Here is a 14405-nt window from a genome sequence, read left to right on the forward strand (position 1 = left end):
ATATAAATGTTTTAGTTGTATTCTTGCTCCACAATCTTACTTAACTCTTCCTCAACCTCCTCCACCGTAGGCAAAGCAGATTTTAGATTATCAGGGATAGCCTTTGATAGTTGGTAATCACTCACACCAATTGGTTGGTCGTAACCTGAGAGGGCATATTGCGCTACCACCTTATCGCCACCATTGCAGAGAAGCAAGCCGATGGTCTTATTGTCATGCTCGCCACGGAGAGTATCGTCCACTACATTGATGTAGAAGTTAAGTTGTCCCATATATTCAGGCTTGAAAGGTGTGGCTTTGAGTTCGATAACAACGTATGCATGCAGCTGGATGTTATAGAGAATAAGGTCGGCATAAAAATCAGAATCACCCACTTCAAAATGCTTCTGCTGTGCGACAAAAGCAAAACCACTACCCATTTCCAGAAGATATTTGGTGATATGCGAAACCAATTGCCGTTCAATGTCTCGTTCTGCCATTTTATCTGTCTGTCCCATAATATCAAAGATATATGGGTCTTTCATCAGATAATTGGCAAGGTCGCTTTGCGGTTTGGGTAATCGCACAGAGAAGTTGCTCACTTTCGTTGTCGTAATCTGCCGAGCAAAAAGATTGGTTTCTATCTGCATTTGCAGAACATTGCGACTCCACCCATTAGCAACTGCTTGCATAATGTACCAATAGCACTCGCCCAAAGGGAGTTTACTATTAAGCAGAATAACATGGCTCGCCCAGTTAGTGCGAACAATGGCGGAATGCTTGAATATTTCCTCTATCTGACTGATGTCGCAGTGATAGATTGTTGACAATGTTTCAGTAATTTCTTCTAATTGTGCAACAGGCTGTTGCGTAATTGTGTTCGATTGATTACCTGTGGATTGAATTAGTGCAACAGGTTGTTGCACTATTTGATTGAGTTCATTAGTCAAGCTCAAAATATTTTCTATTGTAGGAGTCGTGAGCAAGCTATCTATCCTATCCATTTCTTTCAGCACTTCCAACGGATAAGCACTGGCAAACTGGCACATATAGAAGATATTTCTACGAGAATAACCTTTCTTATCAGGGTATTTAGAATGTATCGCCTTGGAAAGATTATCTATGACTTTGCTTCCCCAACCTTTTTTCTTTTGGAGGTAGAGAATAAAATGCCCCACCTTCCAATAATGGAAGAGCATATCGGCATTAGCCGAAGTAATCATGCGCACTTGTGTATGCTCGAGGTCAGTACCAATAGCTCGTACAACGAGAGATAAATCTTGCTTATCGGCTTTCTGTATTTTATCTTTGCTCATATTGTCTTGGAGTTATAATTGATTGAATTTACTCATAGCATTCGCCTTGATATCGTCTGCAATATCAATGTAAGGTTTCATAGCCTTGTAATCGCTATGCCCAGTCCATTTCATAACTACCTGCGGAGGAATGCCCAAAGCGAGAGCGTTACAGATGAACGTTCTGCGACCAGCGTGCGTGCCAAGCAAAGCATATTTAGGTGTAACTTCGTCAATACGCTCATTACCTTTGTAATACGTTTGGCGAATAGGCTCATCAATTCCAGCGATTTCTGCCAATTCTTTGAGGTAGTCATTCATTTTCTGATTGGTAATAACAGGCAGCACCTTGTCATCTTCAAATGCCACATCTTTGTATTTATCAAGGATTGCTTTGCTGTGATTGTTCAATTCGATAATCAAACTATCGGAAGTCTTGACCGTTGTAACCTTAATATGGTCGCCTTTAATATCACTTCTGCGGAGATTGAATACATCCGAATAGCGCAAACCTGTGAAGCATTGGAAGAGGAAAACATCACGTACACGTTCGAGAGCCTGCTTGTTGGCAGGTATTTCGAACTCTCGGAGACGGTTGAGTTCATCCCAAGTGAGAAAGATGATTTTCTTTTGGGTACTCTTGAGTTTTGGCTTGTAGCTGTCGTAGGCGTTGTTCTGATGCAAACCTTTCTTGAAAGCCCAGCGCAAAAACCATTTCAAGAAACTCAGTTGCTTGCCAATGGTTGTATTGCGCATCTCCTTTACATCACGCAGATAACCCACATAGTCATTCAAGCCTCGCTCATCAAAGAACTCAAAGGTAAGTCCTTCATGAAAGTTGGTCAAATGATTTTTCACGGCTGCAAATTTCTCAAACGTGGAGTCCGTCCAATTGTTCTGACGTCCACAATCCTCGACAAAATCATCAAACACCTGAAAGAAATCACAAGGTAACGCTTCTTTCTTTGGCTTAGGTTCTTCGCTCACAGGTTTGTGCAAAGCATTGAAAGCCTCCTTTATCTGTTCGGGCGTTGGCATTACGTCCTCTACCTCAAACCTCTTAAAGATTGACTGTATTTCCGTGTAATACTCCAAGAGCGAAGCATTGATTTCAGAAGCCGATTGTTTCAGTTTGTTGCTACAACCATTCTTCACACGCTGCTTATCTGTATCCCACTTGGCTGAATCAATGCGATAGCCAGTGGTGAACTCAATCCGCTTGGACGCAAAATTAACGCGCATACGAATAGGTACGTTCTCTGTGATAAGAACTCCGTTCTTCTTCCTGCTCTCCAACGTGAAGATGATGTTCCGTTTGATATTCATACCTTCAGGTGTATTGTTTTATGCACCCAAAGTTACACCCTAAAAATGATATTACCAAAGATTTTCCGTGAAATCTCATTTTATTAACATTTTGCGTAAACTACTATATTACAATAGATTGATACGATTTGATAGTTTGTGATAGTTCGAGAGAAAGAGCCTCTCTCTCCGCTAATAGGCTTCAAAAGGACTTCACAAAGGTTGTCAATTTAGCCTTCAAAAATTAGCTAATCGTTGTAAAATCAAGGTTTTACAACGATTTTTCTTTGTATATACCTCTATCGCCTGACGGCATAACCCTATGTTTTGACAGTCATTATTCGGTCAAATTCTGCTACATAAACTGCTACACAAAAATTGTAGCAATAAAAAATGTAGCAGTGACGGGATTTTGAATACCATATTGACGGCATCAACTCTTTCTTTTTCAAGGTATTAAGTATTAACTTTGCAGCCGAGTGCTACACAAAAGAATGATGCATTATGAGAACAAATTTCAAGGTGTCCTTCTACCTACGCTCAAACTATGAGAACAAAGAAGGAAAGTCGCCTGTAATGCTCCGAGTATTCCTTAACGGAGAGATGGCTAATTTCGGATCTACGAAAATATTCGTGGACAAGTCGCTGTGGAATAACACTACCAGCAGGCTCAAAGGTCGGACGGCAGAAGCCTTATCCGCTAATGCCGCATTGGACTCCATTTCCACAATGCTGAATAACATTTACCACAAATTCGAGGATGATGAATCCTTGTCATTGGATAAAATCCGCTCATTCTTTGTCGGGAAAGACAGGGAGTACACGACCTTTCTCCCTATATTCGACAAGTTCAACGAAGATGTCAGACAGCGTGTCGGACATACCATCAGCAAGGATAGCCTGCAAAAGTACAGCGTTTTAAGAAGGCATTTCGCAGAATTCCTTATCTATAAGTATGGGAAGAAAGATATTGGACTGGCAGAGTTCACGCCATCCGTAGTACAGGATTTTGAGTTATATCTGAGTACGGCGGCTGGGTGTGCCTATAACACATCAGTCAAGAAATTGAAGGCACTGAAAACCGTGACCATCTATGCGCAAAAGCGTGGCTATCTTCTTCACGACCCATTCCTCAATCATCGTTTCCACTTGGAGCCGGTAAACCGTGGTTTCCTCACGGACGAAGAAATCATGAAGATAGCCAACAAGGATTTCGGCATCCAGCGTTTGGAACTGGTAAGGGACGTTTTCATCTTCTCTTGCTTTACAGGTCTGGCATACATTGACGTGTCCAATCTCACACCGGACAATATCGTAACACTTGATGATAAGCAGTGGATTATGACCAAGAGACAGAAAACAAGTGTGGAGACAAATGTTTTATTGCTTGACATTCCCAAGAGTATCATCGCCAAGTACAGTCATAAGACCTATCGGAACGGCAAACTATTTCCCATCCTAACGAATCAGAAAACCAACGCATATTTAAAAGAAATTGCCGACCTTTGCGGTGTCAAGAAGAATCTGACCTTCCATCTTGCCCGGCATACATTTGCGACCATGTCGCTCAGCAAGGGCGTTCCTATGGAAAGTGTGTCGAAGATGTTGGGACATACCAACATTAAAACGACACAAATTTATGCCCGTATAACCAATAAGAAGATAGAACACGATATGGAACAGTTGGCGGGCAAGTTAGATAAGTTCAATGTTGCTATGGGCATCAACTCAAAATAATGTACAACCCTAAACCAAGAAGATTATGACAACAACAAAGAAAGAGCTTTCTTACTTCCGTTTGAAGTTGGAAGCGTATCTCGGAGAGCATTATCCAGAGAGAGTGAATGAAAATACGTTTGTAACTGCTCGCGCAGACGAAGCATTGACAGCTTACTGCGATGCTGTAGCACAAGGTTTTTCTCACCCGGAGGCGGAGGTAATGGCAAGCGAAGTTCTGTATCAAGGACTGCATTTCTCCAAGTACGACACGCTTGTGTCTGTCTTAGAGGGTGAGTTCGAGAAAGAACTTCCTTCTCCTCTTCCTGAAAGACTAGCACCAATGCTTCTGAAGAATAAGGCTGTGCAAAGCGTTTTCAACAAGTATGAACTGACAGACGACTTTGGGGCGAGTCCTGAGTACGATAAACTCTACACCGAACTGACAGGAACAATCGTTCTGATCATCGAGGTTAATGGTCTGCCAACTGTCGATAGTGAGAACATGACTTGATGTAACACCATCGGGAGCTTTTGTAGTGTCAAGAGCCAAGATAAGCGCTCCACTCCACACGCCAAGAGTTTGTACAAACACTTGTCTTTGTGTAGCCAGAGCATCTTGTTATTGCTCTTGAACTATTAAAAGCTCCGATATGAATACAATCATCATGAATCAAGATGTCCACACACCAGCCTTCATCAAGGCAGACGCATCGAATAAAACCGATAATATCAAGCAGCAGCCGACTTCTCCCAAGCAAGTCCGCCGCTTCTCTTGGACACGCTTCATCGAACTCGCTATCCTGCTTTCCGTCGTTATCGGTATCATTTGGCTTATCTCGAAGATAGTAACGCCACAAGTCGTAACTGTCGTGTCAGTCATTGCAGGCTTTCTGATACTACGCTTTATAGTCAGGGTAATTCTAAAAGTAACATTTGCGCTGCTGAGCATTCTATTTTGGTTGGCTATTCTCTGTGCCATCCTGCTATGCGTGCTTTGAGAAGCACAGCTCTGTAAAACCTTTCATGTTATTTCATCAGGTGGTTATCTCGCATTTTGAGATAGCCACCTTTTCTATTTCCCACTACGAGCGTTGCACTTTTGCTTCTTTTCCAATGCTCCACGATATGCGATGACAAGAAGACGGATGCTGTTCCCTTTTTATCCGCAAAGGTAGTACGGGGCATGTGGCTTTCAAAAGGTCTGTGCCGCTTGGTTTGTCTGGAAAATCTCCACACCTACGGGTAGTATTTTCCGACAAAACCTTGTGTAAGCCTGCCCCGCTACCTCTATTTTGCTACAAAAAGGAATCAGCATACTCCGATCTTTGGACGCATAAAAAAAATGTCGCTATGGATAAGCAAAAAGTAAATACAACATCTTCGATGAACAGAAAAGGATATAGCTCCTCCTCTCATTACCGCATTAACCCTACGGCTGAAAAAAGTGAGCAAGTGTTGGCAATTAAGTTTGTACAATGGGACGTTCCCCCGTTGGAGAGCCTTTGTAATAGCAAAGTATATCTCCTGCGTATGAAACTCTATCGTGGCGAAATGATGAGCCGTGAGGAAAAGAATTGGCTATGTGAAGCGGTGAACTCTAATACCTACTTCCGTACTGCCGTTCCCCTACAAGGCTATCGCTTTGACTTCTTCGATGTGCTGAAGAAATACCTTGTCAATCAGTACGGACAATGGACAGAGTATTACGCACCCGACAGAACAAGCCTAAGAGCCTACCTATATGGGCGCATCAATCAGATAGTAGAAATCCCAAAATACTAAGCAATATGAAAGGTACAGAACATTTTACACGGACAATAGCCGAGTATCTCAATCAGCGTGCTATGGCAGACCCATTGTTTGCCCCTAACTTGATGAAACCTAACAAGAATATCGAGGAGTGCATCACCTACATTCTTAATGAAGTGCAGAAAAGCGGTTGCAATGGCTTTGATGATGATGAAATTTTCTCTATGGCTGTTCACTATTATCCAAAGTAGCACAATATCAAAATAATAATTAGAAGTAACGTTGCAAGACAGATAGTTACAACGCTACTTTTAGTTTTCTGCTTTTGATTTATTTACCCAACCCTTTGAGCCAATTCAAAAGTTTCTCATCGTCATTCCACACCTCGATAGTTTGTGATTGAGGTACAATGTCGGCAGCCGCAGCTTCAAGTGCTTTACGTTTCTGTTCACTGTCCATTCTGACATAGGTTTCGGTTGTCTTGACAGAAGAATGGCCGAGAAAATCTCTGACGTATATAATATTCATTCCAGCCTGTAGTAAATGGGTTGCTTTTGAGTGCCGAAATGAATGAGGTGACAATCTCTTCGGCATTAGTGCAGGAAAATTCTCTCTGACTTTATCGGCATACATCATGATGATGTGAGTTAAGCCGGCAGATGTCAACTTTCTACCATAGGCATTGACGAACAGAGGTTGCTTACTAATATTATTTAGTTCAATATTGGCATCTTTCATATAAGCCTTGAGAATCAATACAAGTTTCTCGTGTATGGGAACAATCCGTTTTTTACGTCCTTTGCCCGGCAAAATGACATGATAGGGTTTCGTCAGATTAAGATTGTGTGCAGAGAACGAGATAAGTTCATTGGCCCGAGCGCCGGTATCATACAAGAAGGCCAAAATGGCAAGATGCCGTCTACCTTGTATTGTATCGGTTGGCACCTCTGACAGTAGCGTCTTCATTCCTTCCTGAGTAAGGAAAGACATATAAGGCATATCAGCTTTCTTTGATTTGATTGACAAAATATCCTGCCATCTTGCGAGATTTTTAAAATCCTTGTACTGTGCGTAATGGCAAAATGCCTTAACGGATGCAAGTCGTGAGTTACGGGTCGAAACCTTATTACCTTTTTCCATCTCTAACCAATTAAGATAGTCATTGATACTCCTCCGAGACAAATCCTTGACGAATAGCTTATTGGCTCGGATGCCTTTATTGTCTTTAAAGAAAGCGTAAAGGCTTTGAAAGGTTGCGCTGTAACTGCGTATCGTGTGGTTGCTTACTCCTCTCTCTTTAAGTAAATATGTTTCAAAGAAATCCTTGAGTAGCATAGCCATATCTGTGATGTTATCTTTCTGTTTCATAATCAATTTTATATATCTGGAAATATTGTAGCTAACTTGGCTCCATCAGCTTGATAGAGATCTGGATAAATCTCCAATGCCAGACGGACATAATGTTCTGTTGAATAGATGTCATGGTGACCGAGGAGGGTGGATATGATAGGCCAGGCTGTATAGATGTCCATACCGGATTTTACCATGTGATATACTGAGTGGACTGCAAATGTGTGCCGCAAGTCATGTATACGTGCCCCCTCCCCATGCCCGATATGCGTGATGCCACAGGCTTTCAACATTTTCCTGAAGCGCGTATAGACTGCTGTATGTGATATTTTCTCCCCCCGATGATTGACAAACAAGTAAGAATCAGGTTCTGCAGTGGAAGCCAACGGCATTTTATCCCTGTAATGCATATATGTACATAGAACCTCTTTCATTTGCTCATTGAGTGGGATCAGACGGTGCTTGCGATTCTTGGTTTCCGTCAGAGTAATAAATCCTTCCGACATGTTAACATCGGAATTTTTAATTGCCAAAACTTCTCCTACACGTGCGCCACAATAATACAGGAATCTGAAAATGACAGGCAAGCCTATCAGACACGTGGTATTGTGGTGGCATTGCAAAAGAGTGTTATCAATGGCATTGAACAGACTTTTCACCTCTTGCTCTGAGTAGACGTGAGGAATATAGGATGTTTTTGGTCGTTTGGGCAATGATGGTATGTACGAGGCATATCCCATATGGCACATAAACTGCAAAAATTGTCTGAGAACAAGTATTTTGGCATATCTTGTGCGCTCACTGCATATACCAACGTTTTTAAGCCATTTTAGATAGATGCCTTGAGTGATTGCTACATTCTGCATACGCCGTACCGATGGCATTTTGTCCAGTTCGTAAAATACAGTCAGGATACTTCTGATACTAACATTCTGATGTCTTTTTACACTAAGATATTCATTCATCAATGGACCGAGAGGACTTGTAAAGCCAGTAGATTCATTATTCATAGAATATTCCTCCTTTCTGTTCATAAAACGTCAAAGGGACGGGAGGTATGGGAAGCAAGCATTTTTTAAGTCCGTCCATGTCCACTCTCAAGTATGACTTGGTTGAATTGGAAGAGGAGTGACCGAGCACGTTTGCTATCATTGGCAGTGGTTGTCCATCTTTCAGAAGGCGTGTTGCAAGAGAATGTCGCATGGCATGCATGCCATGATGCCGACGTTCAACATTAACCCCAGAAGCCCATATCGCAGTTTGAATCCCGACATAAAGTGTATTCACCGACATCTTTTGAAAAGGTGGTTTCAAAGTCAAAAATACATGTTTGTCAGCACAGTCGTTCTTCCGTTCGTTCTTAAGATAATCTATGAGCGCATTTCCAACTTCCTTAGTAAGAGGAAGTTCAACCCGTTTCTTTGTCTTTTCTTGAAAAAGAGAAATAGTATTATGCTCCCAATCAATATTGCTGAATGTAAGATTGATGATATCCGACCGCCTGAGTCCTAATATTGCTCCCAACAGAAATGCAGCATAAAGGCGCTTCCCACCCTGTTCTTTACGATTGATAGCACTGCCTATGGCGGTTATCTCCTCTGTGGAATACACAGAGGGAAGTTTCTCTCTCATTGGGAATTTGAAACCTTTGACCAGCATCCCAAAGTATGGTGGCTTATGCCCTTGTCCAACAAGGAATTTGCACAACTCTTTTACCACTTGAAAGCGATGACCTGGATTGATTTGACTGGAATCAACGAACTCCAACAAGAGTTTATCGCTCACATCCTCTAACGTGTCAATGGATTTAAGATGCAAGAATGTCAAAAGGCGACCAAGCACCCTGGTGTAAACGTAAAGGGTACTTTGGGAAACTCGCATGGCTCTCTTGTAGTCTATTAATTGCAAGAAAACAGAACCAATTTCACCACTGAAATCAAATTTTTGTTTTTGAGGAATATACCGACTAATACTGCCAGACAGAAGGACGCAGTCTAGAATGGTGATGCTGCGCCGCAGATGAGATGACATCAACACCTTTTCCTCCGGCAAGGTAGCAAGAAATGCCTCTCCGATTGAAGTACTGTAATGTTCAAACCCTTTTACAGACATAAAGTGATTCAACTTAGATTCCCAGATTTGCTTGAATCTCAAAATTGATTTTTCAGAGTAACCTACACCCCTCATGAGCATTACGCACTCATTGATGAGAATTGTTAATGATTTTGTTTCCATTGTGTTTGAATTTAATTGAACGAAGAACAAATATATGTCAATATCAAAAGAACAATAAATATAACGTATAAATCAGGGTTTTGTAAAAGACATGCTCTGAAATGCTCTATTCCTGTCATAGCCATATATGTATTGATATTATTAATGTCTGGGGATCTGGCTTTCACTTCGTCAGCCGATTTACAATTCTACAATCTGATTGATGCACCCATTTAGGTAAGTTCTTTGCTTGGTAGGGTCGGGAGTGTAATACTCTGCCCAATACCCATATTGCTCCACAAGGTATTTCTTCAGTACATCAAAAAGTCAAAAACACCAGCCTTGCAGGAACGGCAGTGCGGAAATAAGTTGTTTGGGTTTACGGGGCTTCACACTAGTTGTTGAGAGCTTTGCACGAAAAAGCTACAAGCCCCTACTATCTTTATTGATAAAAAGGACATAGCATCCGTCTTCTTGACTTAGCATATAGTTGTATTGCAGTCCATCTTTCCACTTATGCAGTTAAACTTTTGAAATTTTAGACTCAGAATATATGATAAAGTTCGCTATTAAGAAATTATTTTCATAATTTTGTACCAATTATTAAAATCCATTTTCAAGATACATTTGGAAAAATAGATGGCTCGTTTTAATTGCTTCGAAATTAAGGTCTTTGATAAATTTATAGACAAGTTTGCTGAACGCTATGTTCAGCAACGCTCTTATGTAGATACTGCTGTTTTGGAAGAAGCTGCAGCTTTAAATTGTGATCTTAATACAGATGCTTTAATCAGCATAATTAAATCTCAGTCTGTTTTCATTGATCCGGCGAGGGAAAAAGGAGAAGTTCCTAATCCTCTTAATGATATTTACAGAAGCGATCTCGGAGAACTTCTTACAACATATTATTTTGAAGAAAAGCTTCCAGATAGAGAACGATATATTATCCCACTTAAGAACATTTCCACTCGTGAACGATACGATATGCCAGGTAGAGGACTTGATGCTCTTGGATATAGGAAAGAATCTGATGGTTCTATAACATTGCTTTTAGCTGAAGCAAAAGTCTCAGAGCAGAAATCTAATCCACCAGGTGTAGTTGATGCTAACAAGGATTCTTTGTATAAAAGTCAGAAGATTCATCATGACGACGAGCCTATGGTGCTTCAAAGACTTACAGAATATCTAAGACATATTTCTGTCACGGAGGATGCTACCGCCTTAGGATGTTTGGTCGTTTGGATGCACGCTAAACAAAAAGACAAATATCATATCACATACGGATGTGGGCTTGTCAGAGATTACACATGTTTGGACAAGGATAAGGACTTTGGAAAATTTAAATCAAGTGTTGATGAGTTTAGACCAGGTCAAGTAAATTTTGAAATCTTTTCTTTCACAGAGAAAACGATAGCAGAAACAGTTGAATTATTTTATAAGAAAGTAACTGAATTAGCGAAATGAAATCAGCATTACTAGATACGCTTTTAGAAGATGACTCTATTAAATCTTTGCTTCACAAAAGTGAAGATTTGTATTGGGAGAATCCTCTTGATCCAAACCAGGAATATTGTCAGGATGAGATGGACTTCTTGTGCCGTATTGGTTTTATGTTGTCAAATGCTTCACTTGTTTCAGATATTAGTGATCTTGATTATACTGAAAATGCATACAAACTGCTTAAATCTTTTCCTATTAAACTTGAATATGCTGAAAATGTCTTTGAGAATACCATTGGTTATGATTTCAAGGACAAGCAGATAATATATTATTTCTTGTTGGCAAGTCTCGCCTTGAAAATGGACAAGACAATATCTGCAAGACTAAACTTAAAAGGTTTTGATGAGCATTTTCAAGAGGAAGAAACAGACTGGGGGAAAAGAACTCTATATTCAGTATTGAAAAGTTTGCTTCTGTTAATCAGAAAGCATAACGGCTTCTCAGATATACGCGAAGCAATTACCCTCATTGAGGCTTTACGTAATGAACAGTGTGAATTCGAACAGAATTACATTTCTAATATGGATATAGCTCTGCAACAGACAGCAGCATTGTCTCTTGTTGGGATATATCATGTATCTAAAGCTGTTACTGATACTGCAGAATACCTAATTAATGGATATTCAACTCAGCAAAGAAGGATTACATCTACTATACGACAGCATATTGATGTTGCAATTGACCTTCAGAACAAGGATTCACGTCTTGTTGATTTCTTCAAGATTATATGGAACGATCTACAGTTGCTAATCAAAAATTCTATCTGGAGCAACACAGGCTTCCATGATAAGATCAAGCAGTTATGTAGCCAAAAGGCTCAGAATGGGCTTCTTGAATTATTACCTTCTCAACAGAAGGCTTTAGCTGACAATATGCTCAATGTTGCAGCAAATGCTATTGTACTCCAGATGCCAACAAGTGCTGGTAAAACTTTGATGGCAGAGTTCAACATTCTTATTACTCGTTCTCTTCGTTCTGATTCAAAGATCGTATATATTGTTCCATCAAGAGCATTAATGAATCAGGTCTATTTTGATCTAAAAGAAGATCTTCAAGGACTAGGCATTAATGTTGAGCGAACATCGGCAGCTGTTGAAGTAGATCCAACTGAAGATGAATTTTTGATATCTGATGATATAGATATCATGGTGACCACACCTGAAAAGTTGGATTTATTAATACGACGTCAGCATAGTTCTGTAGAAGACGTTTCCTTATTCATTGTTGATGAAGCACATACTATTGAAAATGGTGAGCGTGGTGCAAGACTGGAGCTTCTACTCACAATGCTTCGAAGAGAAAGGCCAGATGCAAAATATATGCTATTATCTCCTTTCCTTCCTGAAAGAGGAGACAAGATTAAAGACTGGCTTGGAGGTGGTAATGCTATTCAGGTTGACTGGAAGCCATCTGAAAAATTGGTATTTGGTGTACATGTGACAAAAAGAAAGATTAAATACACAATCCTTCCAACACCATTTACACCACAAATTAAAGAGGAAAAGAAATTCGAGACAAAGAATTCAATCAACTTAGCAACCCCAAGTAGCAAAAAAGGTATCTTGGAATACGCAACGAAACGATTTGGAGAAAAAGGAAAAACTCTGCTAATTCTTTGTAAAGGAAAGAAAACAGCTAACTCTCAAGCTAGAACTATTGCAGAATGGGTTGAAGCAGAAGTGAATATTGATAGTGATGTAACACTCGTCCAAAAATTTATGGAAGAGGAAATCGGATGTCCAACAACCTATACAGAGTTGCTTGGTAAAGGTATTGCTGTACACCATGCAGGACTCTCTGAAGAATCAAAAATCCTTATAGAATATCTTATTCGAAAAGGAAAAATCCAATATGTTTGTGCTACGACTACAATTGCTGAAGGCGTTAATTTCCCTGTTTCCTCAGTGTATTTTGATACTTACACAAAAGGTAGAAAAAATACTTTGTCAGCAAATGATTTTTGGAATATTGCTGGACGTGCTGGACGTACAATGGTTGATGACATAGGTAAGATTATCCTTCCATTCAATGATACCAACAATATTACAACAGCAAAAGGAATTATTTCTAAAAGTGCAGAGGAACTCACAAGTGTGCTTGCACAGCTTTTTGTGCAAAGACAAGATGTGACCCAAAAACTATATGAAGATAATGGTATCAATCAATTAATTTACACTTATCCTGATTCATTTGGTCCATTATTCCAATACTTTGTACATTTGCTTAATATTACTGATTCTGAATATGTTGCTGATGTTGAAGATTTATTTAAGGACACACTTGCATATACGCTGTTGAACGATTCTGACAAGGAAACCTTCATTACTCTTTGCAAACAGATTTACTTGTCAATTCAGGCAAAATACATTTCAAAAGGAGGAGCATTAAAGTTTGCTGACAAAACAGGCTTCTCTGTTCCTTCTGTGCTGAATATCATGCATGAAAAATCAACGAACCGGGAAATATCTGATCTCGATTCATGGGAGCCAGATGCATTATTTGATAGAAATGATCCAAATAACCTTGCACAAAAAATCAAGGTAATTGCAGCATTGAAGGAAACACAATTAGGAACAGATTCAATACAAGCACCTTTTAATCCTGAGATTGCAGCAAAATTAGTTATTAATTGGGTCAAAGGTGAAAAATTAAATACAATATCAGCAATTCACCCAAACTATAGAAAATTAGAAGATATAACGATACGTGTTTCAGAGTTTGTTTCATATATGAATAGTATGCGATTCAAAGCATCTTGGGGACTTAGTGCTTTGGAAGGCATTGTACGTGGAAACGAAGATGAAATGAAGGATTCTTATGTACCATCATTCGTATACTATGGTGTTGACAACAAAAAAGCCTTAGCTATGAGAATGTTAGGTATTCCAAGAGCATTGTCAGGCTGTCTTTCGCAGATTATTGAAGGAGATATGTCAAATTATTCTTTCTCACAACTCCGTAATAATATTAAATCTATGTCTAACCAAACATGGGATTCTATGGTTCCAAGTTCATCTAGACTTTCAGGAAAAGAATGGAAGAGAATTGTTGATATTCTTCTAAAATAATGCTTTGATGGAATATCAATAAAGATACTTTGTCTCGATCATTTGAGTAGGTTATTAAGCACAATGTTATAGGATTCAAGAACCCACTTCTTGATCTGATCAAATAGAAATGTATTTTCTATGAGTATGATTTGGTTGAATTGGAAGAGGAGTGAGCGAGCACGTTTGCTATCATTGGCAGCATTTGTTCATTTCTCAGAAAGCATTTCGCAATAGGATGACACAT

11 protein-coding genes and 1 pseudogene are annotated in these 14405 nt (G+C 39.7%); 7 read left to right on the top strand and 5 right to left on the bottom strand.

Annotated features, from left to right (window positions below; translation table 11 throughout):
- Positions 1 to 11 precede the first annotated feature (11 nt).
- Positions 12 to 1295 carry a PDDEXK nuclease domain-containing protein gene (locus BWX39_RS11280; protein ID WP_028905821.1) on the bottom strand — a complete coding sequence of 428 codons (1284 nt, stop codon included), beginning with the start codon at positions 1293 to 1295 and terminating at the stop codon, positions 12 to 14.
- A 12-nt stretch (positions 1296 to 1307) separates the two neighbouring features.
- The gene (locus BWX39_RS11285; protein WP_028905822.1) at positions 1308 to 2600 is read right to left on the bottom strand and encodes a site-specific integrase; all 1293 of its coding nucleotides are present in this window, start codon (positions 2598 to 2600) and stop codon (positions 1308 to 1310) included.
- Between the two features lie 483 nt (positions 2601 to 3083).
- On the opposite strand from BWX39_RS11285, the gene BWX39_RS11290 reads away from it, so the two are divergent.
- The 5 genes and pseudogenes from BWX39_RS11290 to BWX39_RS11310 form a co-directional block, all read left to right on the top strand.
- On the top strand, positions 3084 to 4316 hold the full coding sequence (locus BWX39_RS11290; RefSeq protein WP_028905823.1) for a site-specific integrase: 1233 nt from the start codon (positions 3084 to 3086) through the stop codon (positions 4314 to 4316).
- A 25-nt stretch (positions 4317 to 4341) separates the two neighbouring features.
- On the top strand, positions 4342 to 4809 hold the full coding sequence (locus BWX39_RS11295) for a DUF1896 domain-containing protein (RefSeq protein ID WP_028905824.1): 468 nt from the start codon (positions 4342 to 4344) through the stop codon (positions 4807 to 4809).
- Between the two features lie 139 nt (positions 4810 to 4948).
- The gene (locus BWX39_RS11300) at positions 4949 to 5296 is read left to right on the top strand and encodes a hypothetical protein (protein ID WP_028905825.1); all 348 of its coding nucleotides are present in this window, start codon (positions 4949 to 4951) and stop codon (positions 5294 to 5296) included.
- Positions 5297 to 5648: 352 nt separating this feature from the next.
- Positions 5649 to 6080 (top strand): hypothetical protein, encoded by a 432-nt coding sequence (locus BWX39_RS11305; protein ID WP_006256422.1) that lies wholly within the window; start codon positions 5649 to 5651, stop codon positions 6078 to 6080.
- 5 nt (positions 6081 to 6085) lie between these two features.
- Positions 6086 to 6289 (top strand): annotated as a pseudogene (locus tag BWX39_RS11310) (PcfK-like family protein); the annotation flags it as partial.
- 88 nt (positions 6290 to 6377) lie between these two features.
- On the opposite strand, the gene BWX39_RS11315 reads toward BWX39_RS11310, so the two are convergent.
- The 3 genes from BWX39_RS11315 to BWX39_RS12660 are packed head-to-tail and all read right to left on the bottom strand — an operon-like array spanning position 6378 to position 9632.
- Positions 6378 to 7415, bottom strand: coding sequence for a tyrosine-type recombinase/integrase (locus tag BWX39_RS11315; protein WP_036860672.1), 1038 nt, complete (start codon positions 7413 to 7415; stop codon positions 6378 to 6380).
- Positions 7416 to 7423: 8 nt separating this feature from the next.
- Entirely contained in the window at positions 7424 to 8407 is a 984-nt protein-coding gene (locus BWX39_RS11320) for a tyrosine-type recombinase/integrase (RefSeq protein ID WP_244271513.1), read from the bottom strand.
- Positions 8400 to 9632, bottom strand: coding sequence for a site-specific integrase (locus tag BWX39_RS12660; protein WP_244271514.1), 1233 nt, complete (start codon positions 9630 to 9632; stop codon positions 8400 to 8402). Before BWX39_RS12660 ends, BWX39_RS11320 begins: the two co-directional genes overlap by 8 nt.
- 618 nt (positions 9633 to 10250) lie before the next feature.
- Between BWX39_RS12660 and BWX39_RS11340 the strand changes: the two genes are divergently transcribed.
- Together BWX39_RS11340 and BWX39_RS11345 are read left to right on the top strand one after the other, a co-directional pair.
- Positions 10251 to 11075, top strand: a complete 825-nt coding sequence (locus BWX39_RS11340; RefSeq protein ID WP_028905830.1) for a DUF1837 domain-containing protein — start codon at positions 10251 to 10253, stop codon at positions 11073 to 11075.
- Positions 11072 to 14179 carry a DEAD/DEAH box helicase gene (locus tag BWX39_RS11345; protein WP_028905831.1) on the top strand — a complete coding sequence of 1036 codons (3108 nt, stop codon included), beginning with the start codon at positions 11072 to 11074 and terminating at the stop codon, positions 14177 to 14179. The genes BWX39_RS11340 and BWX39_RS11345 overlap by 4 nt, the downstream gene beginning before the upstream one ends.
- Positions 14180 to 14405: the final 226 nt, after the last annotated feature.

It is taken from the genome of Prevotella intermedia ATCC 25611 = DSM 20706 (assembly GCF_001953955.1).
Classification (GTDB): domain Bacteria; phylum Bacteroidota; class Bacteroidia; order Bacteroidales; family Bacteroidaceae; genus Prevotella; species Prevotella intermedia.

Coding starts and splice junctions, on each gene's coding strand:
- BWX39_RS11340 (WP_028905830.1), top strand. CDS start 10,251: ATGGCTCGTTTTAATTGCTTCGAAATTAAGGTCTTTGATAAATTTATA.
- BWX39_RS11300 (WP_028905825.1), top strand. CDS start 4,949: ATGAATACAATCATCATGAATCAAGATGTCCACACACCAGCCTTCATC.
- BWX39_RS11315 (WP_036860672.1), bottom strand. CDS start 7,415: ATGAAACAGAAAGATAACATCACAGATATGGCTATGCTACTCAAGGAT.
- BWX39_RS11345 (WP_028905831.1), top strand. CDS start 11,072: ATGAAATCAGCATTACTAGATACGCTTTTAGAAGATGACTCTATTAAA.
- BWX39_RS12660 (WP_244271514.1), bottom strand. CDS start 9,632: ATGGAAACAAAATCATTAACAATTCTCATCAATGAGTGCGTAATGCTC.
- BWX39_RS11320 (WP_244271513.1), bottom strand. CDS start 8,407: ATGAATAATGAATCTACTGGCTTTACAAGTCCTCTCGGTCCATTGATG.
- BWX39_RS11280 (WP_028905821.1), bottom strand. CDS start 1,295: ATGAGCAAAGATAAAATACAGAAAGCCGATAAGCAAGATTTATCTCTC.
- BWX39_RS11285 (WP_028905822.1), bottom strand. CDS start 2,600: ATGAATATCAAACGGAACATCATCTTCACGTTGGAGAGCAGGAAGAAG.
- BWX39_RS11290 (WP_028905823.1), top strand. CDS start 3,084: ATGAGAACAAATTTCAAGGTGTCCTTCTACCTACGCTCAAACTATGAG.
- BWX39_RS11305 (WP_006256422.1), top strand. CDS start 5,649: ATGGATAAGCAAAAAGTAAATACAACATCTTCGATGAACAGAAAAGGA.
- BWX39_RS11295 (WP_028905824.1), top strand. CDS start 4,342: ATGACAACAACAAAGAAAGAGCTTTCTTACTTCCGTTTGAAGTTGGAA.